Raw genomic sequence first — 24545 nt, forward strand, 5'->3', positions numbered from 1 at the left:
GAGGTGAGCACATGAGCGAAACTCGTACAGGAACTGCCCCCACGGTCCTGCGTATCGTGCTGGGCAAGCGACTCGGCGCGCTGCGCGAGAAAGCGCGGGTGACACGCGAGGACGCGGCGAAAGTCCTGGATGTCGCTCCCCTGACGATTCGCCGGATGGAGAATTCCGAAGTCGGTTTCAAGATCCCCTACGTCCAGCTTCTCCTCCAGGCCTATGGAGTGGGCGAACGGGAGACCGAAGAGTTCATCGGCCTGGTGAAGGTCGCCAACAGGCCGGGCTGGTGGCACCGTTATCGCGACGCGCTTCCCGGCTGGTTCAGTGCCTGCATCAGCCTTGAGGACGAAGCGAGCCTGATCAGAACCTATGAACCGCACTACGTCCCGGGGCTGTTACAGACCGAGGATTACGTACGCGGGGTGCTGTGCGCGGGTGCTCACCGCGACTCGGACGAGCTGGAGCGGCGCGTCGCCCTGCGGGTCAAGCGTCAGCAGCTGCTCACGAAGCGGGACGCGCCGATCCTGTGGATCCTCATGGAGGAAGCGGTCCTGCGCAGGCCCGTCGGGGACGCGGGCGTCATGCGGGCGCAGATCGACCAGCTGCTCGAAACCACCCACATGCCGAACGTGACCTTGCAGATCATGCCGTTCCAAGTCGGCCCACACCTCGGCGCGTTCGGTCCGTTCCACCTGTTCCGGTTCGACGTCACCGAGCTGCCGGACATCGTCTACGCCGAGAACCTGACCGGCGCGGTCTATCTGGACCAACGCCCCGACATCGCCGCCTATCTCGAAGTTCTGGACAATATGTCCGCCAGGGCGGCGTCCGTGGAAGAGACGAGAGCTTTTCTCCGAGAGATACGCAAGGAGCTCTAATGCGTGACATTTACAACGGCATGCCGGCTGACGACCTGGGCATCGACGGCTGGGAGAAGCCCTGGAGCGGCCCCAACGGCGGCAGTTGCGTCGAGGCCAAGAAGCTGGACGGCGAGCACGTGGCGGTCAGGCAGTCGACCGATCCGACAGGACCGGCGCTGATCTGTAGCTCCGAGGCCATGGCCAGCTTCGTCGAAGGCGCGAAGAATGGCCTCGCCGACTTCCTCCTGCACTAACGGCCGCCGGCCCATGCCCCGGGCCTTCGGTGGCCTCCGAGAAACGGACGGATCAGTATGACGGACCTCGACCAGCGGTCGTTCGACGACATCGACACCTCAAAACCACACCCTGCGCGTATGTACGACTTCTACTTGCAGGGCAAGGACTACTACGAAGCTGACGAGTTGGCGGCCGCCAACGTCGAGGTGGTCTTCCCGACCATCAAGATCACCGCGCGCACCAACCGCCAGTTCATGCACCGTGCGACACGCTGGCTGGCCTCCGAGGCGGGCATAAGGCAGTTCCTGGACATAGGTACGGGCATACCAACTCGCCCCAACCTTCACCAGGTCGCCCAGGAGATCGCCCCGGACGCACATGTCGTCTACGCCGACTACGACCCGATCGTGCTGCGGCACGCCGAGGCCCTGATGCGCAGTACGCCCGAGGGCCGCACCGCGTACATCCAGGCCGACGTCAGGCAGCCGGAGACGATTCTCTCGGCCGGGAAACTGCACGAGACCCTCGACCTGACACGTCCGGTCGCGCTGTCTCTCAACGCGCTCCTGCACTTCGTACCCGACGAGAGCGATCCGTACGGGATCGTCGAACGCCTCATGGACGCTCTGCCTTCGGGCAGTTACCTGGCGCTCTCCCACTGCACGCCGGACTTCGCTCCGGAGATGTGGGAGAAGGTCGCACAGGTGTACCGCGCGGGCGGCATTCCTCTTCAGGTGCGTTCCAAGGAAGACGTGCGGCGCTTCTTCGACGGCTACGAGCTGGTCGAGCCGGGTCTGACCGTGCCCCATCTCTGGCGGCCGGACGGGGAGTCGGTGGAAGGCGCCACGGACGCGGCGGTCTCCATATACGCGGCGGTGGCGCGCAAGCTCTGACCGGTATGTACGCGCAAGCCGTGACCGGCGGGTAGCGGAGAGAGCGCACATGGCTGAGGCCCGGACGTTGTCGTCCGGGCCTCAGCCATGTGCGCTTACAGCTGTCATATAGTCCGCTGATTATTTACCAGCGGTACCAGCGGCCGCGCTTACCACCGCTTGCGGTCGGGCGTACCAGGAATCCGAGCAACCAGACAACCAGCACGATTACGGCGATCCACCAGAGTGCCTTGAGTGCGAAACCGGCACCGAAGAGGATCAGGGCGAGCAGAAGAACCAGTAGCAGGGGAACCATTGTTATCAACCTCCGAGCAGCCGTCTGCCCGGAGTCGTTCCCGGCATGCGCGGATAATTCGGCTGTTTTTTCATGGATTCCCGGGGAAGAAGAAAACGTTTCGAAAAGGAGGTGTGGCGGGTGAAGGGGTGTGGCGTGTTGACCTGATGCGCTGCCGACAGGCGCGTCAGGAGTCGGCCGGCGGTGCGGTGGTATTGAGCGCGGGGGTGGCGGGGGTCGCCGTCGCGGCCTGAGTGTCGTCGAAGATCGCCCGGTGGGTCGCTGGGGCGCTGGTCGCCGGTGTGGCGCTCATGAGGGTGGCGGGACTGGTGGGGGCGGCGGGAAGGCTGGCGCGAGCCGGGAAGCCCGCGGCGACGAGGCCGAGGGTCGCCGCGACCGCGGCTATGAGACTGCGAGCCTGCGTAGACCTGGGCATCTGTCAACCTCCGTGTGGGGATGGAGTGATGGGGCGATGCGCGATGTGGTGATGTGTGGCGCGTAGTGCGTGTCGAGTATGCGTACTGGAGGCGGTCTGCGCGCGTAGACAATAGGCCGCACAATAGGTGCGCTACGGACAAGTGAACGTTATCCGGCGTCCGGGCCGACCCGCCAGAGGGCCTGACCGCCGGTGGAAGGGGGCGGGCCCGTCTTCCGTGCGGACCGAGGGGTTACCGTGCTGCTGTGGTGATCGGACGGCAGGACCCAGCACCGCGGGACACGGCACCGCGGGGTGCGGCACAGCAGGACGCCGTGCCGGGCACGGCGCTGCTGCTCGCGGCCGCACCGGCGGGCAAGGGCTGTCTGATCGACGCGGCGTCCGTGCTCCCCTCGCTCGCGGCGGTGTCCCCGAGCGTGCTGACGGGCACGGCGGCCGCGACCGTGATCGAACTCGCCGACCCGCTGGACCCGCAGACCGTCCTCACCCGTATCCGCGCGGCGGCGGCGACGACCGGCCCGCTGTCCCTCTATCTCACCGGCCAGCTCCACCTGGACAGCAAGCAGCACCTGATCCACCTCGCGCTGGCCCGTACGACCGCGGCGACGATGCGCTACACCGGTCTGCCGTGGCACTGGCTGGTCAGCGAGCTGAAACTGCGCCGTCCCGGCACTACGACAGTGGTCGTGGACCTGGTGGCCGACGAGGAGGCGTGGCGCCGGCTGGGCGCCGAAGGGCTCGGCCTCGGATACGGCACCCGCGTGTACGGGCGTGTCACGCCGCCCCCGCCGCGCCGGACGATCCTTGCACCCGAGTACCTGAAGGCATGCGCGGCGATCTGGCGGAGCGGGGCGCGGCCACCGCTCGTCCAGCTGCACGAGCAGGCGGCGGCGCGTGCCGGTTCCGGCGGCGTGCTGTTCCTGGCCGTGGCCGCGCCGCCGCTGGGAACGGCTCCGGGGGCGGCTCCCGGATCCGGCCCCGTACCGCCGCCGGAGGACTCCGTACCCCTGCCGGAGGCCCCCGTGTCCCCGCAGGGGCGCCCCGAAGCCTCCGTGACTCCCGCGGCGGAGAGGGAAACGGCCGTTGAGGGTGCCGAGGATCCGCATCCGGCGATCCTCGGGGCCGCCAGGGCCGGGCGGCACAGCGAGGCCGCGACCATCGCGGCGATGTGGGAGAGCGAGGCGCTGCGCACGCACGGACCGGGTTCGACGCAGGCGATCCACTGGCTGGAGGTCCGGGCAGACCTGGCACGTCTCGCCCGGGAAGGGGCCCGCAGCTGCGAGTTGTGGATGGCGGCGGCCGAAGCCCGGCTGGCCCGCCGCCAGTCGCCGGCCGACGAGGACGTCGTGGCCGCAGTCGACCGCGCCCACCACCAGTGGGAGACCCTGCGCGATCGGGCGGCCGCCCTCGCGCTGGCCCCGGCGCTCGTCGCGCTGCGCCGGGAGGTGCCCGGCCGCAGGCCGGGGGCGCTCGCGGCGATGGAGCGCCGGGTGGAGAACCTGGACACGGCTCCCGCCGCGCCGTGAACCGGGGAAGCGGGACGTGTGGCCGGAAAAGCAGTAGGCCCGGCGCGAACGCCGGGCCTACTGAGAAGTAGCGGGGACAGGATTTGAACCTGCGACCTCTGGGTTATGAGCCCAGCGAGCTACCGAGCTGCTCCACCCCGCGTCGGTAAGACCACTCTACGGCACTCCGGGGGCTCTCCCGGCCAGAGGCGGTCCGGGCTCGTCCGGGAGCCAGGATCCGTCCCGGAAGCGATCAACGCGGGCGTGACGGTGACGTCCGGGTCCGCGACGGGGCGGCCGTACTCCGTGAAGTCCCGAAGTTCTTTGTTTCAGAGGCCGGTTGGCGCCTGCGGCGGTGTCCACCGGACGGAGACCGGTGTCGTAGCCGTGCCGGCGCTTCGCAGGGTGGACGTCCCTCAACTCCTTGGCCCGGTGGGCCTACGTCGGATGCGGTCGTACATCCGAGCCGATCCGTGAGCATGGGCACGCCAAGTGCGGGCAGAGTCCCACTGCGCCGCCCCAGGGACGTGGTGGTCAGGAAGTCCCGGGGTACACGCGCACTGTCCTCCGGCGCGCCCGTGCGCGCCTTTTTCAGGCCGCGTCCCGGTGCGGCGATCCGCACCGGGGCCGTTTCGTGAAGTGAGGGTTGAATGAAGCTGGCTCTGGTTTCGGGCGACGGACTCCCCGTGAGCGGACTGCTCACCATTTTCCGGAATGTGATCGAAGCCGAACTCGACTCGGGTGAGCTGGAGTTGCCCATGGCGGCCGATCTCGGCTTCTCGTGGCGGCCCGACAAGGAGCATTTCTTCCCCCGGGGACGCCCGGACAGCGGCTATCCCGAGTGGATGTCGGTCAGTGACGCGGTGCCCGTGGATCTGGACGGTGCCGAGTTGATGCGCCAACTCACCGACATCCGGGCGGGGGTGGCCCGCGCGGACTCCCTGGACGACGCGGAGCGAGCGGAGTTGCACCGTGCGGTCGAGTCGCTTGCCGGGCCGTACGAGGAGTACTTCACCCGCTGGTTCGAGGAGCACGACGTCGACTGGGTGTGCGCGGTCAACATGACGCTCTCGGACGCCGTTCCGGTCACCCTCGGCCTGCACCGGGCTGCGGCGAAGCGATGGTCCGACGGCCGGCCGGGAGGCGTCCTCTTCTGGGACCACGACCTCTTCGGCAGCTGCGCGGTCTTCGAGGACGGCCTGCGCCTCTACCCGACGGAGCCGAACGAGTTCACCCCCGTACCGGGCTCCCACCCGTGCCACCGCTGGGCCGTCGTCTCTCCGGCGCTCGCGCAGGAGGTCAGCAGCTATCCGACGGAGCTCGTGCCGGTCATTCTCCCCAACGTGCTGCCGACCGTACGGGACGGGCAACTGGACGACCGGCACACGGAGTTCCTCACGCAGCGCGGGCTGGATCCGGACCGCCCGCTGCTGCTCGACCCGGTACGGGTGTTCCGGGTCAAGGGCGTCGAGATATCGGTCTCGCTCCTGGCCGAGGTCAAGAAGATCTGCGAGAGCCGTGGCACCCCCGTTCCGTACCTGGTGGTCTTCGGCAGTCTGGACGAGGATCCGCCCTATGCCCGCGAAGTGGTAGCGCGAGCGCAGGAGTTGGGCGTGGAGAAGGACGTCATCTTCCTGAACGGCGTTCCGCTGGCCAGCAACCGGGACGCCGAAGGGCAGTGGCGTCTCGACGAGGTCGACCTGCTGCGGCTCTGCCGCTCCGGCCCGGGCGCGGTGCTGTTCACGCCCAACACCGCGGACGTGGAGAGCGTCGGCCTCGGCCCCGCGCTGGCCGCCATCGCCGGAGTCCCCTGCGCCATCACGGACTTCGACTGCTTCAAGGACTTCTACGGAGCGGAAAGCAGCTGCGTCGTCATCAAGGGCCAAGAGGGGATGGCGGAGGCGGCGCAAGCACTCCAGGACCTCATGGACCGCAACGCGGACGCCGATCCGCGGGTGCGCGAGCGGCTTGAGCGTGACCGGACGCACGTGCTGCGGACCTTCGACCCGGAGCCGTGGCAGGGCGAAGTCCGCGCGCTGGTGGAGAGCGTGGCGTCACGGTGAGCATCGAGCAGGCCGAGCGGGAGCGTCCGGCCGAGCGGTCACGGCCGGTCGAGGAGGAGCGTCGGACCCGTCCGGGATCGGGGGAGAGGAGCGGTCTGCGGGACGGGATCGGTTCACGGGAGAGGAGCGGTCTGCGGGACGGGAACGGTTCACGGGAGAGGAGCGGAGAAGTGCCCGAAGTCACCGACGCGGTGCGGGCCGCGGACCCGGGGATCCGGGAGGTGACGCTCACCGAACAGGCCGCGCGGGAGTGTTCGGCCGTACTGGACGCCGTGAGCGCGGAGTTCGAGCGGGCGGACGACCCGCGATTCCTGCGCAGGGCAGGCGCGTTCGCGTCCGCCCTGCCGGCCGAGGTGTGGCGGGCCGTCCAGGAGATGCGGTATGAGGAGACGGCGGCGGCGCTGGTGATCCGCGGCGGACCGGTGGGCGGCGCGGACGGCCCGACCCCGGCCCACTGGAAGGAACGCGACCCGGCGGCCACCGTCAGGCAGGACTTCTGGCTCGCGCTGGTCACGGCCCAACTGGGCGATCCCGTGGGCTGGTCGAGCCTTCAGGACGGACGCCTGTTCAACGACATCCTGCCGATCGCGGGCGAGGAGCGGGAACAGACAGGACACAGCAGCGAGGCCGACCTCGCACTGCACATCGAGGACTGCTTCAGCACCGAGCGGTGCGACGCGCTGGCGCTGCTCTGTCTCAGGAACCACGACCGGGTGCCCAACTCGCTGGTCAGCGCGGCGGCGCTGGACCTCGCGAGCCTGGACCTCGACACGCTGTTCGCGCCCCGCTTCCTGATCATGCCCGACTCGGAGCACCTGCGCAGGGTGGCCGGCACCCCGGAGGCGTCGGGACGGCTCAGCCCGCTGATGTTCGGCTCCCGGGACGCGCCGTACCTGTGCGTGGACCTCCCGTACACCCGCCCTCTGCCGGGCGACGAGCGCGCGGCGAAGGCCCTGGAGGGTCTGGCCGGACAACTCGACGGCAGTGCCACGACGCTGACCCTGGCCGAGGGAGACCTGCTGCTGGTGGACAACTACCGCGCGCTCCACGGCCGCGGCACGTTCCGGCCCCGCTACGACGGCACGGACCGCTGGATGCGCAAACTCACCGCAGTACGGGACCTCCGCCGCAGCCGCGCCTTGCGCACGGGCCCGGACGACCGGGTCATCGACCCCTTCGCCACCCTCACAGCAACAGGCTGACCCCGCCCCACACCACTCGCGGCGGCCGCCCCGTCACCCCAGGACGACCGGCCGCCGCGAGTTCCGCGCGCTCTGTGCTACCCATGGCAACGACGGCCGAGTGTCGGGCAACCTCCGCTTTCAGTCCCGGGCTCGGCGCGCCGGCTTGCGTTTCTACCACTCGCCGAGATCGGCCTCGGGCTTCTCCTTCGTCGGGCGCACCAGGGGCGCAGCGAGCCGTGCGGATCCGGGAGGCTCCCCGCGGCAGAGCGGCCATCGTCTCGTCCAAGGCAGTCCCGTGAGTCCAAGTCGTTGCTGTAGGCGCTGACGGGATAGAAACGCTCACTCGACCAGCCCGGCTCCATCCGACGCACCACACGCTCCAGGATGCGAACCGGTGCGACACTGAGCCCGGATCCACCGGCCGATGTTTCCGAGGCCCGATTTCTCGCCGAGGGCTGATGGTGGTGTGGGGCACGGGTTCGAGGGCGTGCAGCGTCCGCCGCGCTCGAGTCTCGGCCTGTCCGAGGTGTCTTTCGAGTCGGGGCTGGGGTGGTGGCGGTGGCCGGTGGCCGGTGCGGCCGTCAGGGTGCGGTGTCGATGGAGGCCGTCAGGGTGTCGACGGCGAGTGATGGACGGCTTCGAACAAGTCCTGGTAGGCGCCCTGCCACGGCCAGTTGGCGGACAGGTGGGCGGTCAGCTTGATCCTCGCGGTGCGGGCGAGTCGGGCGGGGACGTGGACCAGGTGGGCGCGGAGTGTGGCGGTGGTGTCCTTGGCGTGGAAAGCCGAGGCCAAGGCGCCGGCGGCCCGCAGCAGGTTGTGCGACATGGCCCACAGGGCCAGCCAGGCGGCGTTCGCCTGGAAGTTTCCCGAGGGCAGGTGGGCGAGCGCGGAGGACTTCCCGTCCACGATCGCCTGTTCCACGACAGCGTGTTGCCGGTGGTGCAGTTCGGCCTGAAGCATGCCGAAGGGGCTGTTGGTGAAGACGGGGTGGTAGCGCCAGGAGTCGAACAACTCGCCCTGCCCGGTGGCTGCTTGCGGGTTCAGGCGTCGCACCCGGCGCGCGATCAGACGGGCGGTGACCTGCTCGGCCTTCTTGCGTCCGGTGAACGCGGTGTACTCGGTCTCGGCGACCTCGGCGTCGGAGACCATCTAGTGCCGTATCAGGCAACGTTTGCCCTGTTGTGATGTGACGCGCCGTTCTGGTGCTGTGCCGGGCGGCGCGTGGCCGTCACCCTGTCCGGATGGCAGAACGAGTACGTGTACGCGAGATCGACGATGACGAAGGCAGATGGCTGCTACGGATCATCCGCCGGGGAACCGGGTCGGTGGTGACCTGGCGGCGGGCCCAGATGGTCCTGCTGTCTGCCCAGGGCATGCCGGTGGCGAAGATCGCCGAGGTGACCTTCACCAGCGATGACCGGGTCCGGGATGTGATCCACAACTTCAACGCCGACGGCTTCGACTCCCTGTATCCGAAGTACAAGGGCGGACGGCCCAAGAGCTTCACACTGCCCGAGCGGCGCGAGATCAAGAAGATCGCCAAGTCCAAGCCGACCGAGCACGACCTGCCGTTCTCGACCTGGAGCCTGACCAAGCTGGCGGACTTCCTGGTCGCCGAGGGGGTGGTCGACGACATCAGCCACGAGGGCCTGCGCATCCTGCTCCGCGAGGAAGGCGTCTCCTTTCAACGCCTGAAGACCTGGAAAACCTCACGCGACCCCGACTACGCAGCCAAGAAGGCCCGCGTCGAACACCTCTACGCGATCGCTGACGGCGAGGTCATACCCGAGGAAGGCGAACCTGAAGTCGTCTTCTGCATGGACGAGTTCGGGCCGCTCAACCTGATACCCCACCCGGGCCGACAGTGGGCCGAGTGCGGCGGCAAGCACAAGGACCCCGACCGCGAACCACGCCGCAGACAGCGCGCCACCTACAACCGCTACGGCGGAGTACGGCACCTGTTCGCCGCCCTGGACCTGGCCAAGGACAAGCTCCACGGCCACATCAAGCCGGTCAAGAGGCGCACCCAGTTCCTGGAGTTCTGCCGCTACCTGCGCAGCCTCTACCCGCCCGGCGTCCGGATCGCGATCGTCTGCGACAACTTCTCCCCGCACCTGACCACGAGAAAGTGCCAGCGCGTCGGCACCTGGGCCGCAGCGAACAACGTCGAGATCGCCTACACGCCGACCAACAGCTCCTGGCTGAACCGCATCGAGGCCCAGTTCACAGCCCTGCGCTACTTCACCCTCGACGGCACCGACCACGCCGACCACAGGGAACAGGGCAGCATGATCCGCCGCTACATCATCTGGCGAAACCGCCACGCCGACGACCGGCGCCTACGCGCCGTCGTCGACAGGGTCAACGTTGCCTGACCCGCGCTATACGCCAGTGATCCCGTCGATGCGTTCCCGGAGCAGATCCGCGTGGCCGTTATGGCGGGCGTACTCCTCGATCATGTGAACGTAGATCCAGCGGAGACTGACGTCCTGCTCCATGAAGCGACCGGTGTCGGCGAGCGCGCGGTCGGCGCAGTGCTCCTGGGCGCTGGCGATCTCCGCGTGCCAAGTGGCGAGGGCGTCGCTCAGGGTGGCGCCCGTTGCGAGTTCGAAGCCGCCGTCGGGGGCATCCGGGTCGGCCTGGGGATCGTAGATCGGCGGGGCCTGTTCTCCGGCGAACACGCGACGGAACCAGTTCCGTTCCACCTCTGCCATGTGCTGAACGAGGCCGGTCAACGTGAAGTCGGATGGTGGCACTGACGCGACGGCGGCCTGCTCGTCGTCCAGGCCCTCGCACTTCATAGCGAGGGTGGTCCGGTGAAAATCGAGCCAGCTTTCGAGCGTGGTGCGCTCGTCGGCGTTCAGCGGCGGCATGGGGCGTTCGATGGCGCTCATCAGTCGATTATCGCCATCGGCCGAAGCTGCCGACGGACAGAGCCGACAACAGGGCGAACGTTGCCTGATGCGGCACTAGCCGGTGTCGGGATCCAAGAACGCGTCGGGGTAGCGGATCGGGGCCCAGGTGTCCTCGGCGATGCGGCCGATCGCGGCGGCGATGGAGGGGTTCATGCCCGTGGTCAGGGAGAAGTGGGCACCGGCCCTGTGGCAGGCGGCGGCCACGTCGGCGGTGTAGAACTTGCTGTCCGCCCACACCATCCGGATTCCGGTTCCGCCCGCGTCCTTCGCGACGGCCAGGGCCTGGGCGACGAAGCTTTTCGCGCCGCGGACATCGGCGGCCTTGCCGCGGCGCAGGCGGACCGCACCGATCACCGGCCGGGCGAGCTGGGTGGACAGGGTGGCCACGATCGGGTGCAGGGTGCGCTGCCCCTTCAGGCGCCCTTGCTCGGCGCCTTGCTTGGCCCGTCCGTAGACCCGGCGGTGGGTGGGGTCGATATCGATGAACGCGGCGGAGGCGGTGGACGCTCAATTGATCACCGGCGGATTCCCGGAGATTGTGCAGTCATGGCGCCCGGGAATGAGCCGTACCGACTTCCTTCGGGCTTCGTTCGCCAATCCTCTGGCACCTCTGCTGGTGGCCGGTGAACTCTCTCTCCTGGGCGAGTTCCCCGAAGCGTCGCGCTCACGGGCGGTGCTGGAAGCAGTCGGCAGCGGTGAGCGGACGTTCGGCACGATCGCGACCCGGGCGGGGGGCGCCGACGTACTGCCCTCCGGCACGCTCTCTCCTCTGCTCACCACGCTGCTGGCCAAGCGAGTCGTGGCTGCTGATCTCCCTCTGTCCGTGAAGCCGGACAGCAAGAACAAGCGCTATCGGATCGCCGACCCGTATCTGCGCTTCTGGCTGGCCTTCCTGCAGCGCGCGATCCCGCTCATCGAGCGTGGTCGCGGCGATCTGGCGCTGGAACGGGTCGAGCGGTCCTGGACCACCTGGCGCGGTCGGGCGGTCGAGCCACTGATCCGCGAGTCCTTGCTGCGTCTGCTGCCCAGTGAGGAGTGGCCGGAGACCGAGGTGGTCGGCGGCTGGTGGAACCGGCAGAACAACCCCGAGGTGGACCTCATCGGGGCCGGCCGCGAGCCGGTGGCCCGGCGGGTGCACTTCATCGGATCGGTTAAGTGGCTGGAGACCCAGCCGTTCGGTCGTCACGAGTACGACACTCTGGTGCGCGACATGCTCGCCGTTCCCGGTGCCACACCTGGCACTCCGTTGGTCGCGGTCTCCCGCTCCGGGGTGGTCGACGGGCTGCCGCTGGCCGCGCACTGGGGGCCGGAAGAGCTGGTACAGGCGTGGCGATCCTGATAGCCCCGCAAAGGCGAGAGGCGTACCTGAAGTGCTTTCCGGTCTCCTTGTCGTCCTGGGCTCCGCGGGTCTCTCGGGCTCTCGTACGCACATGGCCCCTCCGGTGACAGTGAAGCGATCATTGACGCCTGGATGATGGCCAGGTACTCGACAGTCCTCAGCCCGTACATAGTCGGGAGGAGAGTGGCCCGCTTCCCCGGAGGCCGTTTCTGACTCAGCTCGCGTCGCGGATCATCGGGGCAGCCGGGGCCGAGACCGTGCCGAGGGCCAGCATCGCGGTGGCCGCGAGTGCGGCGAGTGTGTGGTCCGGGGGCATGAGGATGACCGTCCACGGATGAGCCTGACCATTGCCGCCCGTGTTGCCGATGAGCATCATCGTGATCACCCAGGCGACGGGAACGACGGCGGCCACCTGATGACCCGCTATCCGTCGGGCGCACAGCATCAGCCCGACCAGAAAGGCAGTGTTGCGGCCGGCGATGTTCGCGCTCTGGGTGTCGAGGAGCACAGTGACGGCATACGCCACGGCGACTGTGGTCAGGACCGTGGTCAGGACGAGTGCCTGGTCCAAGCGGGCTACGGGACGACTGCCCGAACTCTCGGCGGCGGGGAGCCTGCTGTCAAGGGTGAGAGCGAGTCCCGCACAGGCCAGGAGCGGGGCGAAGAGAACCAGGGGGCGGGCAGAGTCGCTGCCCAGGGAAGGAAGATCGACCAGCGTGTCGCCGGCTGTCGCGGTCAGTGCGGCGTAAGCCACGAGTGTGGCGGCGAGGACCGAGATCCGTCGTGTTTTCAGCCACAGACGCATCGGATCACGCTCCCGTCTTGGCGGCGGTCGGCATGGTCTCCGGAGCGGGTTCGCACTGCTGGAGCAACGTGACATTGCGCGTGAACCACGACAGTTGCTCGTCAGAAGACAGCTTCGTCTCCCTCTCCACCACCGGCATGATTTGAGGGTCGGCGGCCAACTTCTCGCTGTACTGACTCTGTATCTCGTCAACGCCCATGCCGGCCTTGACCATGAGCCAGGCCACGAGCGTGCCCACATGGCCGCTTCGGACATCGGACGTCGTGGGACACGGCGGGATGGGTGGCAGCGCCGATGCCGCGATGCTTGCCTTCACATCCTCGCCGCGCATGTCCCGGTAGAGGAACAGCCTCCACGTCCGCGCATCGATGTCAGCTGCCTCGGAGACGAACGCGAGTTCCTTCGGCGGCTCTATGCCCGCGTCGACGAGGCGCGGCACGACCTCCGTCGCGGCGTCGGCCAGCAGCTTCAGTTCGTCGGCCGCCTCTACGGGGACGCAGATCCTGGGGGAGACGCCGGCGCACACGGGCGGGTCAGTGCGGGCGCGCAGCGGCGGGTCACCGTTCCAGTCGCGGACGGGCAGGATGGCGGAGACGGCGAAGACGCTCAGGCAGACCAGGGACGCGGCAGCTGCGGCGCCGACGCGTACGACGCGGCGGCGACGCCAGCGGGCGATCTCCGCACTGACCAGGACAGCGGCGAGGACGCCTGTGGCCAGGATCATCGGTACGGCGAGCGCCATCGGGTGCACGGTGATGGTGAGGTCCCCGTACGGGGCGTCGAGCCATCCGGTGAGTTCCCGCAGCCACATCGGGTCGACGATCGTGACGGGCATCACCAGGCACAGATAGTCGAGAACGAGAATCAGAGGTGCGGCCAGAATGCGCGGCAGCAGCATGCCGAGTCCGTAGCCGAGGGCGGTGTGGACGGTGATGAGGTAAGCGGCCATGGCCAGCACACCCAGGTGCGGCCAGTCATGTGCCGGGCCGGTCGACAGGCGCACGGTCAACAGGCAGACGACGACCGCCGCCACTCCGAGGAGCACCACGGGCCACAGTGAGCTGATCGCGATCGCGTATCTGCCTCGCACGGGAGCCAGCCGGAAGACCCCCGCCCTCCTCAGCCGCCCGGCTTCCCAGGCCGCGAATGCCGCGCAAGCGGGGGCGTAAAAGGGGAGAGCGTGTCCGACCAGAGCGGTGTTGCCGGCCCAGTAGGCCGGCTCGTTCGCCGCCTCATGGCTGGTGACCAGCCACACCCACGCGAAGACCAGAGGGGTGACCCAGACGATACCGGCGGTGCGCAGTGCTGTTGCTATGCGCATGCGGCCTCCTCCTCCTGGACAGTGGCGTAGTAGGCGGCTTCCGCGAGGCGGCCCGCCGCGGTGCCGGGCGGGGCCAGGGCATGGAACTCGCTTACCGCACCGGCGAAGCGGATGGTCCCGCCGTTGAGCACGACGACGTGGTCGTAGGCGTCCTCCAGATCCGCGACATCGTGTGTGGAGAGCACTACATGCTGGTCGAGTCCGCCGAGGATCTCGTGGAAGACGCGTCGCTGGCGCGGGTCCATGCCGGCTGTCGGCTCGTCGAGCAGAAGGACTTCGGCTTCGTGCACGAGCGACTGGGCAACGCCGACCCGGCGCTGCTGCCCGCCTGACATCTGGCGAACCTTCCGGTCGGCGAAGTCGGCGAGTTCGACTCGCTGGAGTGCACCGAGAGAGGCGTCCCAGGCGTCTCGGCGATTCATGCCTTTCAACCAGCCGACATAAGCCACCTGTTCGCGGGCGGTCAGCCGGGGAACCGACTCGATCTGCTGCGGCAGCCAGGCGATGCGGCGGCGGTATTCGGCAAGACCGCCACGTCGGGCGGTCGTCCGTCTGCCGTACGCAACGGTGCCGGCCTGTGGCTGTAATACGGAAGCCGCCAGCGACAGGACCGTCGACTTCCCGGCACCGTTGGGACCGAGGAACACGGTCCGGCCGGACGGGAAGCTGAAGGTGAAGTGCTTGATGACAGAACTGCGGCGGCGATAGCCGAACGCGGCCGAGTGGAAGCCGATGGGCATGGTGCGCACTCTCTGACGAGGGGGTGGTAAGCCCGCACCGGTACGGTGCGGGCTCTGGCGTGCCTCAGATCACCACATGTGGACGCGCGTAGCGGTCAATGCGGGTCCGCTGGAACCAGTGGTCCCGTTCACCGATTTGATCTGGAGGAAGAGGTCATCGCCCTTGCGCCCGGCCCACTCTCCGTGGGACTGGCCTCCGCTGAAACAGGCGGTGAAGGTCTTCGTCTCCCAATTCTCGTTCGGAGTCGTGTAGTTGTAGTTGATCAGCTGGACTGCGGTCGACTCGTTGACGTACCCGTGATCGGTGGTTCTGCAGTTGTAGAAGTCGATGATCGTCGGGGCTGTCCCGATGTCGGACTTGCTGGACTGGAAGCCGGGCCGCACGGCCGTGAGGTAGCTGTCAATGGCTTGTGTCGATATACCCCCTTCCTTGCCCCCGAGGGCATCCTCGGCAGACGCGGCAGGTGCGGCGACGAGCGGCAGCGCGGCGGCGCAGGCCACGACCGCTGCAATCTTGCACAGGTTGAGAGACGGACGCGTGGATCACTCCTGGTGCGATGGTGTTCGCGGGGTCCGATTGGCCTCGCTGCCCCCTCCGGGAGCATGGCCCCGGACTGGATGGCAAGTTTCACCTGTGGTTCAGACCAAGTTAAGGTAAATTTCGATTTATGTTATCCGCTTGTAATCAACTTCGCGTCAAACGCGCTCAGTTGTGTAGTTCCTTCGAGAGGATTTGTTGATTAAGTGCTGAGTGTGTAGTTGTTCTGATGTTCGGCCTGGTAGCGCGTCGGCGTCCCTGCTAGAGGTGGAGTGTCCAGTGCGCGCCGATGTCGACATTGCTGTGCAGGGAGCGGAGTTCGCGGAGGGCTTCGGTTTGGGTGAGGTCCCATCAGGCATCGGTGATGCGAGGCGGTCGTCGATGAGGTGACGGCAGGCGCCTTCGGTGACGTCGGTGGTGATCGGCCGGTCGACGTCGAGCGTGGTGCTGTGGGCGAGGAACTCGGCTTTCGCGGTGCGGCGGTTGATGCACGTGTCGGCGCCCTTGCGCTGCCCGGGGGTGAGCCCGGCGGCGGTGCTCTGGGTGTCGATCTCGGCAGGGGCTTTCTGGTTGAACCGCCCCGGGGCAGATGGAGGCTCGATTCCATGTAAGACCGCGACTTCGTCGCCGGCGCCCCGAACCGCTGCTGGGTAGCCGACTTCACGCACGTGAAGACCTTCGCCGGCGTCGTCTACGTCGCATTCGTCGTGGACACCTTCTCGCGCCGGATCGTGGGCTGGTCGGCGGCCGCGGTGAAGGAGACGGTGTTCGTGCTGGACGCCCTGGAGATGGCGATCTGGCAGCGCGACCGCGACCAACACCCCATTCAGCCAGGCGAATTGATACACCATTCGGACGCCGGGTCGCAGTACACGAGCTTCCGCCTCGCCGAGCACCTGGACGCCGCCGGCATCGCGGCGAGCATCGGATCCGTCGGTGACGCGTACGACAACGCCCTGATGGAGTCCACGATCGGCCTGTTCAAAACCGAGCTGATCAAGCCTCAGCGGCCCTGGAAGACGCTCTCCCAGGTCGAGCTGGCCACCGCCGAGCGGATCGACTGGTACAACCATCGCCGACTCCACGGTGAGATAGGACACATCCCGCCCGTCGAATACGAAACCAACTACTACACCGAACTCACGAAACCCCAGGTCATCACCACAATCAGAGACCTCTACTGAACCCGGGGCGGTTCACCCCGGAACGCCTGTCGTTGCAGGTCATGGCCGCGCTCTGCGACATTCTCTCGTGCACCCCGGCCGACCTGGTGGCCACCACCGCCGAGAACGCCGGCGTCCGCAAGACCGCCACCGGCGACCTGCCCACCCCGCCCGCGAACGTCGCCAACCTCCGCCCCCGCGCCGCCCGCATCCTGCCCGACGCATGACCCGCCCCTACGCCACCGACGAACAGTACGAACGCTGCTTCACGGCCGAGTGCTGCCGCTGCGGCCGCCGCAGGCACAAGGCCGGCACCTGGCCGGACGGATACGACTGCGGACCTGCTCGCACCGCGCCATCCGAACACGGGGCACCTGCCCCGGAAGCGGCCTGGCCTGGCTGGACATGCGCCGCAGACAGCTGGGCAGCGCCTCGCAGCTGCTTCGCCGGCTCGGCCTCGGCGAGATCCCGCTCACCCACGACGCGTTCCACGAACTCCAGCCCTGGCGGACAGCCTCCCACCTGGAAGAACTCCTCATGGCCTGCGGAGCCCTGCCCGCGGCCGACAAGCACCTCTGTTCCTTCCAGCGCTGGCTTCCCGACCACCTGGCCGATATCCCTGACCCCGAGCACGCCAAGACGATCAGGCTCTTCGCGACCTGGCACGTCCTTCCCGGGCTGCGAGCCCGCGCCGAGCGGAACCACATCACCCCCAGCATCCACCGCTTCGCCAGCGAACAGATCAAGTACGCGACCGCCTTCCCGCACTGGCTCGGTGAGCGGAACTCCACCCTCTCGTCATGCGGCCAGGTCAACATCGACGCCTGGTTCGCCGAGAACCCCGAGCACGCCCGCACCCGCCTGAGAGGCTTCCTCAACTGGGCCATACAGGGCCGTCATTGCCCACGTTCCCTGGCCGTCCCCGCGATGAAGATTTCCCGCCGGCCCACACTGAGCGAGAACGAACGCCTCGCCGCCCTTGGGCGCCTGCTGACCGACGCGGAGACACCGATGCGACTCCGCGTCGCCGGCGTCATCGTTCTCCTCTACGCGCAGCCTCTGAGCCGCGTCGTCCGGCTCACCGTGGACGACGTCGTCTACGACGGCGACGCCGTGCCACTCCGTCTCGGCGAGCCGCCCTCGCCCGTTCCCGCACCGGTCGCCGCCCTGCTGCGGGAGCACATCGCTACCCGCGCCAACATGAACACCGCCACCAACCCGGCCTCGCGCTGGCTCTTCCCCGACCGCCGCACCGGCCAGCCGCTCGGCTCAAACCACCCGTCCGCGCTCCTGAACAAGGCCAGAATTCCGATCGCCGCCGCCCGGGGCGCCGCCATCCGGCAGCAGCTCCTCGAACTCCCCGCACCCGTCGTCGCGGACGCTCCCGGCCACCACGACAAGACCACCAGCCGACTCCGCAACGAGACCGGCAGAACCTGGAGCCGATACGCCCCTGGGGATCACACAAGGTCACCAGCGGGCTGGGTTCCTCGGGGACCAGCGACAGTTGAATACGAGAGCGCACCAGTATCAACCCCCGAACACCACCAGGAAGACCGCGCGCGGCACGTGCTCGTTGATCCTGCGCATGACCACGACGAACTGTTCGTCCGTCAGCCGCGCCAGCGCCGGCATGACCCCGGTCAGAAAGATCAGCATGAAGCCGGCGTACAGACCGGTGGAAACCACGGCGAGCGCAAGCAGCAGAGTGGCCATGCCACACATCATGTCGTACGAACATCCTGGCTTCGCCTGCTTTTTGCAGCCACTGGCGGACAGGCGCCACTCTCTGAACTGGCACTTGTCACGGTACGCAATCATGTGCGTACATGGAGTGGCAGCGGCTTCGAGGGGATGGCGGGGGTGGTCAGCCGTGGCAGACATGTCAGGTTCCGTGCTCATCAGGTCGGCACTGCCGAAGTCGTGGTTCGGGGTGCGGGAAGGCGGGGTGGTGTGGGAGGACGGGGACAGGTTGGGCGCGGCCCATCCACCGGGGCGGCCGATCCACGGACTACAGCAGGTGACGGCCACGCTGATTGCGCTGATCCATTCGGCCGAGAGTGAGGTTCTGACCTTCGACGACCCGGGCGACTGCCTGGGTCAGGGCATTCCGGAGTCGTTTCTCGAATTCGCCGGCTCGAGCGTGCCCGGGGCGGGCGATCCGGGAGTCATCGTCCGCCGGATCGTGCCCAGGGACGGGCTGGCCGGGCTCCCGTGCCCCTTGCCGCGGCAGCTCACCGACCGCGCGAGACAGACGGAAGCCATCCCGTTCAAAATGATCGTCGTGGACCGCCTGGTCGCGGCGGTCCCGATCGATCTCCAGTTGCATGACAACGGGCTGCTGCTGATCCGCGACCCGGTGGTCGTCCGGGCCCTGGTCCGCACGCACGAGACCTGGTGGGAGAGCGGAGAGGAGCTTCCCACGGTGGCGGTCCGCTCCCCCGGCGCCGTTCCCGAGCACTTACGGCTGGTGCTGGAGGCTCTGGTGGCCGGGCTCACCGACGACGCGGCAGCGACCCGGCTGGGCATGTCGAGCCGCACGTACAGCCGCCGCGTGGGTGACCTGCTCGCCGCTCTCGGCACGACGAGCCGCTTCCGGGCGGGCGCGGAAGCGGCTCGTCGGGGCTGGGTGTAGGCGGTGTCCCGGGCCGTGGCCGCGTCGTGGGCCGTCCGGACGGTGCCCCTTGTGAGACGCGTCCTGCTGCTCCTCGCGTTCCTGGTACGCCTCCCGGTACTAGGAAACGATGTCCTTGCGCGAGAAGCCCCGGAAGGCCAGGGCGAACAGGACCAGGGCGTACGCCACCGAGACCGCGGAGCCCTTCAGCATGCCGCCCCACTCCAACTGCGGCTGAAGCGCGTCCGCCCAGGCGAACTGCCAGTGCGCGGGCAGGAGATCGCGCCAGTTTCCCAGCGCCTCCACCTGATCCAGCACATTGCCGATGATCGTGAGCCCGACCGCGCCGCCGACGGCGCCCAGTGGGGCGTCCGTCGTGGTGGACAGCCAGAAGGCGAGCGCAGCGGTGACCAGTTGGGAGACGAAGATGAACGCGACCACGACGGCCAGCCGGGGCAGGGAGTCCGCGGCGGCCAGCGAGCCTCCCGTCGGCAGCTCCAGCGGCCCCCAGCCATAGGCCGCGGTGCCCGCCGCCAGCGCGACCAGCGGGAGCAGCGCCATCGCCGCCGCGCTCATCCCGAGCGCCACCGTCAGCTTGCTCAGCAGCAGCCGGCCGCGCGGTACGGGAGCGGCGAGCAGATAGCGCAGCGAGGACCAGCTCGCCTCCGACGCGACGGTATCGCCGCAGAACAGCGCGACCGGCACCACGAGCAGGAAGCCCGCCGAGACGAAGAGGGAGGTGGCGGCGAAGTTGGCGGCGGAGGCGGTCGCCGTGTCCATCAGGGTCACCCGGCCGCTCCTGGAGCCCGGCGTACCGCCGACGGCGAACGCCACGATCAGCACGAAGGGAAGGACAGCCAGGACAAGCCCCATGGCCAGCGTCCGCCTGCGCTTCAACTGACGTACGAACTCGACCCGCAGCGGCAGGGTGTGCCGCGCCCGGTAGCCGGGGGCCGATTCGATCAGCGCGCTCATGCGGAGCCTCCTGCGATGAGGGTGAGGAACGCGTCCTCGAGGCGGTGGTGCGGTCCGACACCTGTCACCGGCACGTCCAGCCGGATCAGCTCGGCGATCAGGCTGTGGGCACTGGCTCCGTCGAGCCGGACGAGCAGTCCGTCCTCCGCGCGGGCGGCCGAGCCGATACCCGGCAGTGCGCCGATCTTCTCGACCAGCGGCTCGGGCACGGGCTCGGCGGTGGTGACGAGCAAGCTGTCTCCCGAGCCGGTGATCTCCGTGACCGGTCCTGCCTGGACGAGCTGGCCGCGGTGCATGACCACCAGATGCGTACACGTCTGTTCGACCTCGGAAAGGAGGTGACTGGAGACGATGACAGTCCTGCCTGCCGCCGCGTACCTGATCATCACGTCCCTCATCTCGCGGATCTGGGGCGGGTCGAGGCCATTGGTCGGCTCGTCGAGGATCAGCAGATCCGGCATGCCGAGCATCGCCTGTGCGATGGCGAGCCGCTGCCGCATGCCCTGCGAGTAGGTGCGTACGGCCCGGGCGAGCGCGTCGCCCAGACCGGCGATCTCCAGGGCGTTCTCGATCTGGGAGTCCTCGGCGGGGCGCCCGGTGGCCTGCCAGTAGAGCTCCAGATTTTCCCGGCCCGACAGATGCGGGAGGAAGCCGGCGCCTTCCACGAACGAACCGACGCGCGAAAGGACCGGCGCGCCCGGCCTGATGGCGTGACCGAAGACCCGGATCTCACCGGCATCGGGGGTGATCAGTCCCATCAGCATGCGCAGGGTGGTGGTCTTGCCCGCGCCGTTCGGCCCCAGCAGGCCGAGCACCTGTCCCTTCTCGACCCGGAAGGAGAGATCACGGACGGCATACCGGTCGGCGGACTTGGCGTACCGCTTCGACAACCCGGTGATCTGCAGCGGTACGTCCGCGAGCCCGGCATCCGGCGCGGGTGCGCTCGTCCGGCGGCGGGCGGTGAGCAGCAGTGCGGCGGCGACCAGCAGGCCGACGGCGGGCAGCCCCCACACCCACCAGGGCAGTGTGGTGGCGCCGGTGGTCAGCGCGGGCACGGTCGGCACCGTCAGCGCCCCGGGGCCGTCCAGGGCGACCCGGTAGGTCGCGGGCGCGAGCGGCGAGGCGTGAGCGAGGTCGGTGGCCGCGAACACGACCCGGAGGCGGTGTCCGGCCTGCACCTGGTGGTCGATGGCCGGCATGGCCAGCTCGACGGTCTTGCCCTGCCGCGCTTTCTCCACCCTCACGGGCGAGACGAGTTGGGAGGGCAGCACCATCTGCTTCCCGTCGCGGCCCACGTCGTAGACCTTGCCGAAGAGCACCGCGTCATCGGTGTCGGAGGTGACCTTGACCCGGACGGTCGGCGATCCCGTGATGGTCATCGCCCGGTCGAACGGAGCGGAATCGAAGTGCGCGTTCTGCCCCGGGAAGTCCACGGAGAGGCCGAGCCCGGCCGACGACAGCTGCGAAAGCCCGCCGCCGACACCGGGCACGGCGGAGATGGCGGGCGGGGTGCCGCCGGCCGGGTTGCCGAAGGTCTGTTCGCCGCCCGTGAGCGGAATCGTCGTACCGCCGCTCCTCAGCCCCGGGTAGCGGTCGCTGCTCGCGCCCCGCAACTGGGCCTGGCCGTCGGTCGAGTCGACACCGCCGGTCCGGCTGACGCGGAACGCGGGCCCGGTGTCCGCGCTCTTGTCCTCCTTGAGATAGCGGTCGAACCAGGACGAGATCCGGGTCTGCACCCGGTCCGTCTCCTGGTCCCCGCCGTCATGCCCGCCGGCCGTCCAGTCGACGTCAACGGGCGCGCCGTTGCCGCTGATCGTCCTTGCCATGACGTCGGCCTGGCCGAGCGGGAAGAGCGAGTCGTTCTGCCCCTGCACGATCAGAGTGGGCACATCGATGCGGTCGCCGACCGCCGACGGGCTGCGTTCCGCCAGCAGGTGGCGGGCGTTGGCGTCCAGCACGCCGGAGACGGCGGCCCGCTGGTACATGTCACACAGCTGCTTCTCGAAGTTCGCGCAGCCACCGGTGGAGAAGAAGATCCCCGCCCAGAGCTTCTTGAAGACGCCGTTGGGGTACAACGCGTCGGCGAGGTTCCAGTACGTGACCTGCGGGGCGATCGCGTCGACCCGCTTGTCGTAGCCGGCCGCCAGCAGCGAGATGGCCCCGCCGTACGACCTGCCCGTGACGCCCACGCGCGGGTCGCCGGCCTTGTCGAGCTGGACCTCCGGGCGTTTCGCCAGCCAGTCGATCATCCGGGACACATCATTGACCTCGGCGTCACGGGAGTTGAGCCCGATCTTGCCGGTCGACTTCCCGAAGCCGCGCGCGGACCAGGTCAGCACCGCGTAGCCGTCGCGCGCGAGTTGCTGCGCCTGGGCCCGCGCGTCTTCCTTGCTGCCGCCGAGGCCGTGGCCGATCAGCACGGCGGGTCTGCGCTTGGTGTTGTCGGGACCGGCGGTGAAGTACGACGTGTCGATCCGGGCGCCCGGCATCTGGAGCACCTGATCCTTCTGACGCACGGTCGCCGTGCCGTCCGAGGCGACGGCGGTCCAGGTACCGGCGCCGACAAGCACGGCGCCGGCAGCCGCGGCCGCGAGCCATCGCTTGCGCGGCCAGGGGGTTCGGTTCTCCATGCTCGAACCCTAAACGCCTGATGCGGGTCGCCGTCCGGCGCGGGGTCGCCGTCCGGCGCGGGGTCGCCGTCCGGCGCGGGCTCCGTGGGTTTGTTGCGCGTTGCGGTTGCGTTGTCGCGTGCGGGCCGCCGTCCGCTGAGGTGTCGTGCGTTGCGCTTGGTGCCGGGTTCCGCGCAGGGGAAGTGCCCGCCACTGCATGATTTACGGCGTGTACAGGCACAGTGGACACCGAGCCAGTGGTGTCCACGCCGCAAAGTCACGCTCTGCGTTCTGGACACCACCCCTCCACGGCCCCCTTCCACCCGCGGACCGCCGGTCGCTCCGGTGATCGCCGGGGTGTTGGCGTTGGCCGGGTGTTGTGCGTGACGGGTGTGCTGTTCAGTGCGGGTCCGGCAGGGTGTCCGCCACTGCATGGATGGACACCACCCCTCCACGCGCCAGCCGTCAGTTGCTCAGGTGGCCGGAAGGGGGAGGGGCCGTGGCCCCCTCCCCCGCGGGCCGTCTGTCTCCGCGCGCCTTGACCGCGCGAGCAGGATGACGGACGGCCCGACGCGCCGTCAGTTGTTCCGGGGGAAGCCCAGGTCTACGCCTGCCGGGGTGTCCGACGGGTCCGGCCAGCGGGTGGTTACCACCTTGCCCCTCGTGTAGAAGTGCACGCCGTCGTTGCCGTAGATGTGGTGGTCGCCGAAGAGGGAGTCCTTCCAGCCGCCGAAGGAGTGGTATCCCACCGGCACCGGAATCGGCACGTTCACCCCGACCATGCCTGCCTGGACCTCCAGTTGGAAGCGCCGCGCCGCGCCGCCGTCGCGGGTGAAGATCGCGGTGCCGTTGCCGAACGGTGAGGCGTTGATCAGGTTCACGCCCTGTTCGTAGGTGTCCGCGCGCAGGACGACCAGTACCGGGCCGAAGATCTCGTCGCGGTAGGCGTCCGAGTCGGTGGAGACCTTGTCCAGGAGGGAAAGGCCGATCCAGTGGCCGTCCTCGAAGCCCTCGACCGTGTGGCCGGTGCCGTCCAGGACGACGTCGGCGCCCTGGGCGGCCGCGCCCGTGACGTACGTGGCGACCTTGTCGCGGTGGGCCCTGGTGATGAGCGGGCCCATCTCGGACGTCGGATCGTTGCCGGGGCCGATGGTGATCTTCTCGGCGCGTTCGCGGATCTTCGCGACCAGTTCGTCACCGATGGCGCCCACCGCGACCACCGCGGAGATCGCCATGCAGCGTTCGCCCGCGGAACCGTACGCCGCGGAGACCGCCGCGTCCGCGGCCGCGTCGAGGTCGGCGTCCGGGAGGACCAGCATGTGGTTCTTGGCGCCGCCGAGCGCCTGGACGCGCTTGCCGTTGGCGGAGGCCGTCGCGTGGATGTGGCGGGCGATCGGCGTGGAGCCGACGAAGGAGACGGCGGCCACGTCCGGGTGGGCGAGGAGCGAGTCCACGGCGACCTTGTCGCCGTGCACGACGTTCAGCACGCCGTCCGGCAGGCCCGCCTGAGAGGCCAGCTCGGCCAGCAGGTTGGCGGCCGAGGGGTCCTTCTCGCTCGGCTTCAGGACGAAGGTGTTGCCGCAGGCCACGGCCAGCGGGAACATCCACATCGGCACCATCGCCGGGAAGTTGAACGGCGTGATGCCCGCGACCACACCCAGCGGCTGGCGGATCGAGGAGACGTCGACCCGGCCGGAGACCTCGGTGGACAGCTCGCCCTTGAGCTGCGTGGTGATTCCGCAGGCCAGTTCGACGATCTCCAGGCCGCGCGCGACCTCGCCGAGCGCGTCCGCGTGCACCTTGCCGTGCTCGGCGGTGATCAACGCGGCGAGGTCGTCGCGGTGTGCGTCGAGGAGCGCGCGGTACTGGAAGAGGACGCCGGTGCGCTGGGCGAGGGACGACGTGCCCCACGTCGCGTACGCGGCCTTCGCGGCGGCGACCGCCGCCTCGACCTCGTCCGGGGAGGCCAGCGCGACCTGGGTGGTGACGGCGCCGGTGGCGGGGTCGGTGACCGGGCCCCAGTTGCCGGAAGCGCCTTCGACGGTCTTGCCACCGATCCAGTGGTTGACGGTCTTCAAT

General features: G+C 68.8%; 24 protein-coding genes, 1 tRNA gene and 2 pseudogenes. 11 read left to right on the forward strand and 16 right to left on the reverse strand.

Annotation, left to right across the window (positions count from 1 at the left end; all coding sequences use genetic code 11):
• Positions 1–11: 11 nt before the first annotated feature.
• The 3 genes from ACIP6N_RS19490 to ACIP6N_RS19500 are packed head-to-tail and all read left to right on the forward strand — an operon-like array spanning position 12 to position 1984.
• Positions 12–872, forward strand: a complete 861-nt coding sequence (locus tag ACIP6N_RS19490; RefSeq protein ID WP_401817088.1) for a helix-turn-helix domain-containing protein — start codon at positions 12–14, stop codon at positions 870–872.
• Positions 872–1108 (forward strand): DUF397 domain-containing protein, encoded by a 237-nt coding sequence (locus ACIP6N_RS19495; RefSeq protein ID WP_401817090.1) that lies wholly within the window; start codon positions 872–874, stop codon positions 1106–1108. The genes ACIP6N_RS19490 and ACIP6N_RS19495 overlap by 1 nt, the downstream gene beginning before the upstream one ends.
• Positions 1109–1165: 57 nt before the next feature.
• Positions 1166–1984 carry an SAM-dependent methyltransferase gene (locus ACIP6N_RS19500; RefSeq protein ID WP_401817091.1) on the forward strand — a complete coding sequence of 273 codons (819 nt, stop codon included), beginning with the start codon at positions 1166–1168 and terminating at the stop codon, positions 1982–1984.
• 124 nt (positions 1985–2108) lie between these two features.
• Here the strand turns inward: ACIP6N_RS19500 and ACIP6N_RS19505 are convergent, their stop codons facing one another.
• Both ACIP6N_RS19505 and ACIP6N_RS19510 read right to left on the reverse strand, forming a co-directional pair.
• A complete protein-coding gene (locus ACIP6N_RS19505; RefSeq protein ID WP_401817093.1) occupies positions 2109–2279 on the reverse strand; it encodes a hydrophobic protein in 171 nt (56 codons plus the stop codon).
• 166 nt (positions 2280–2445) lie between these two features.
• Positions 2446–2694: a hypothetical protein gene (locus ACIP6N_RS19510; RefSeq protein ID WP_401817095.1), complete on the reverse strand. Its 249-nt coding sequence runs from the start codon at positions 2692–2694 to the stop codon at positions 2446–2448.
• Positions 2695–2945: 251 nt separating this feature from the next.
• Between ACIP6N_RS19510 and ACIP6N_RS19515 the strand changes: the two genes are divergently transcribed.
• Positions 2946–4220: a hypothetical protein gene (locus ACIP6N_RS19515; protein ID WP_401817390.1), complete on the forward strand. Its 1275-nt coding sequence runs from the start codon at positions 2946–2948 to the stop codon at positions 4218–4220.
• A gap of 68 nt (positions 4221–4288) precedes the next feature.
• On the opposite strand, the gene ACIP6N_RS19520 is transcribed toward ACIP6N_RS19515, so the two are convergent.
• Positions 4289–4362, reverse strand: a tRNA-Met gene (locus tag ACIP6N_RS19520).
• Positions 4363–4849: 487 nt separating this feature from the next.
• On the opposite strand from ACIP6N_RS19520, the gene ACIP6N_RS19525 reads away from it, so the two are divergent.
• Together ACIP6N_RS19525 and ACIP6N_RS19530 are read left to right on the forward strand one after the other, a co-directional pair.
• Entirely contained in the window at positions 4850–6262 is a 1413-nt protein-coding gene (locus ACIP6N_RS19525) for a hypothetical protein (RefSeq protein ID WP_401817096.1), read from the forward strand.
• 170 nt (positions 6263–6432) lie between these two features.
• A complete protein-coding gene (locus ACIP6N_RS19530; protein ID WP_401817098.1) occupies positions 6433–7464 on the forward strand; it encodes a TauD/TfdA family dioxygenase in 1032 nt (343 codons plus the stop codon).
• Between the two features lie 589 nt (positions 7465–8053).
• On the opposite strand, the gene ACIP6N_RS19535 is transcribed toward ACIP6N_RS19530, so the two are convergent.
• Positions 8054–8596, reverse strand: coding sequence for a transposase (locus tag ACIP6N_RS19535; protein WP_401817100.1), 543 nt, complete (start codon positions 8594–8596; stop codon positions 8054–8056).
• Between the two features lie 92 nt (positions 8597–8688).
• Between ACIP6N_RS19535 and ACIP6N_RS19540 the strand changes: the two genes are divergently transcribed.
• Positions 8689–9822: an IS630 family transposase gene (locus tag ACIP6N_RS19540; protein ID WP_401817102.1), complete on the forward strand. Its 1134-nt coding sequence runs from the start codon at positions 8689–8691 to the stop codon at positions 9820–9822.
• A gap of 6 nt (positions 9823–9828) precedes the next feature.
• Here the strand turns inward: ACIP6N_RS19540 and ACIP6N_RS19545 are convergent, their stop codons facing one another.
• Together ACIP6N_RS19545 and ACIP6N_RS19550 are read right to left on the reverse strand one after the other, a co-directional pair.
• A complete protein-coding gene (locus ACIP6N_RS19545) occupies positions 9829–10341 on the reverse strand; it encodes a DinB family protein (RefSeq protein ID WP_401817104.1) in 513 nt (170 codons plus the stop codon).
• Positions 10342–10416: 75 nt separating this feature from the next.
• Entirely contained in the window at positions 10417–10845 is a 429-nt protein-coding gene (locus tag ACIP6N_RS19550) for a hypothetical protein (RefSeq protein ID WP_401817391.1), read from the reverse strand.
• Between ACIP6N_RS19550 and ACIP6N_RS19555 the strand changes: the two are divergent.
• A pseudogene (locus ACIP6N_RS19555) lies at positions 10844–11701 on the forward strand (DUF234 domain-containing protein); the annotation flags it as partial. The gene ACIP6N_RS19550 and the pseudogene ACIP6N_RS19555 overlap by 2 nt on opposite strands.
• A 214-nt stretch (positions 11702–11915) precedes the next feature.
• Here the strand turns inward: ACIP6N_RS19555 and ACIP6N_RS19560 are convergent.
• From ACIP6N_RS19560 to ACIP6N_RS19580, 5 genes are all read right to left on the reverse strand, one after another.
• Positions 11916–12506 (reverse strand): hypothetical protein, encoded by a 591-nt coding sequence (locus ACIP6N_RS19560; RefSeq protein ID WP_401817105.1) that lies wholly within the window; start codon positions 12504–12506, stop codon positions 11916–11918.
• A 4-nt stretch (positions 12507–12510) separates the two neighbouring features.
• Positions 12511–13827 carry a hypothetical protein gene (locus tag ACIP6N_RS19565; protein ID WP_401817106.1) on the reverse strand — a complete coding sequence of 439 codons (1317 nt, stop codon included), beginning with the start codon at positions 13825–13827 and terminating at the stop codon, positions 12511–12513.
• Positions 13818–14567: an ABC transporter ATP-binding protein gene (locus ACIP6N_RS19570; RefSeq protein WP_401817107.1), complete on the reverse strand. Its 750-nt coding sequence runs from the start codon at positions 14565–14567 to the stop codon at positions 13818–13820. Before ACIP6N_RS19570 ends, ACIP6N_RS19565 begins: the two co-directional genes overlap by 10 nt.
• A gap of 69 nt (positions 14568–14636) precedes the next feature.
• The gene (locus ACIP6N_RS19575) at positions 14637–15068 is read right to left on the reverse strand and encodes a hypothetical protein (RefSeq protein WP_401817108.1); all 432 of its coding nucleotides are present in this window, start codon (positions 15066–15068) and stop codon (positions 14637–14639) included.
• Between the two features lie 195 nt (positions 15069–15263).
• Positions 15264–15773 (reverse strand): hypothetical protein, encoded by a 510-nt coding sequence (locus tag ACIP6N_RS19580; protein ID WP_401817109.1) that lies wholly within the window; start codon positions 15771–15773, stop codon positions 15264–15266.
• On the opposite strand from ACIP6N_RS19580, the gene ACIP6N_RS19585 reads away from it, so the two are divergent.
• Positions 15774–16289, forward strand: coding sequence for a DDE-type integrase/transposase/recombinase (locus ACIP6N_RS19585; RefSeq protein ID WP_401817110.1), 516 nt, complete (start codon positions 15774–15776; stop codon positions 16287–16289).
• A gap of 26 nt (positions 16290–16315) precedes the next feature.
• Entirely contained in the window at positions 16316–16495 is a 180-nt protein-coding gene (locus ACIP6N_RS19590; protein WP_401817393.1) for a helix-turn-helix domain-containing protein, read from the forward strand.
• 571 nt (positions 16496–17066) lie between these two features.
• On the opposite strand, the gene ACIP6N_RS19595 is transcribed toward ACIP6N_RS19590, so the two are convergent.
• Positions 17067–17450, reverse strand: a complete 384-nt coding sequence (locus ACIP6N_RS19595; protein ID WP_401817111.1) for a hypothetical protein — start codon at positions 17448–17450, stop codon at positions 17067–17069.
• A gap of 351 nt (positions 17451–17801) precedes the next feature.
• A pseudogene (locus ACIP6N_RS19600) lies at positions 17802–17984 on the reverse strand (DUF1772 domain-containing protein); the annotation flags it as partial.
• Between the two features lie 304 nt (positions 17985–18288).
• Between ACIP6N_RS19600 and ACIP6N_RS19605 the strand changes: the two are divergent.
• Entirely contained in the window at positions 18289–18903 is a 615-nt protein-coding gene (locus tag ACIP6N_RS19605) for a DNA-binding response regulator (protein WP_401817394.1), read from the forward strand.
• A 99-nt stretch (positions 18904–19002) separates the two neighbouring features.
• Here ACIP6N_RS19605 and ACIP6N_RS19610 read toward each other — a convergent pair whose 3' ends face one another.
• The 3 genes from ACIP6N_RS19610 to ACIP6N_RS19620 form a co-directional block, all read right to left on the reverse strand.
• The gene (locus tag ACIP6N_RS19610; protein ID WP_401817113.1) at positions 19003–19857 is read right to left on the reverse strand and encodes an ABC transporter permease; all 855 of its coding nucleotides are present in this window, start codon (positions 19855–19857) and stop codon (positions 19003–19005) included.
• A complete protein-coding gene (locus tag ACIP6N_RS19615) occupies positions 19854–22487 on the reverse strand; it encodes an alpha/beta fold hydrolase (protein WP_401817114.1) in 2634 nt (877 codons plus the stop codon). Before ACIP6N_RS19615 ends, ACIP6N_RS19610 begins: the two co-directional genes overlap by 4 nt.
• A 557-nt stretch (positions 22488–23044) precedes the next feature.
• Complete coding sequence (locus tag ACIP6N_RS19620; RefSeq protein WP_401817116.1) at positions 23045–24544, reverse strand: CoA-acylating methylmalonate-semialdehyde dehydrogenase; 1500 nt, start codon at positions 24542–24544, stop codon at positions 23045–23047.
• Between the last annotated feature and the right edge of the window lies 1 nt (position 24545).

Origin of the sequence: Streptomyces sp. NPDC088725 (assembly GCF_044751305.1) — a bacterium.
GTDB lineage: Bacteria > Actinomycetota > Actinomycetes > Streptomycetales > Streptomycetaceae > Streptomyces.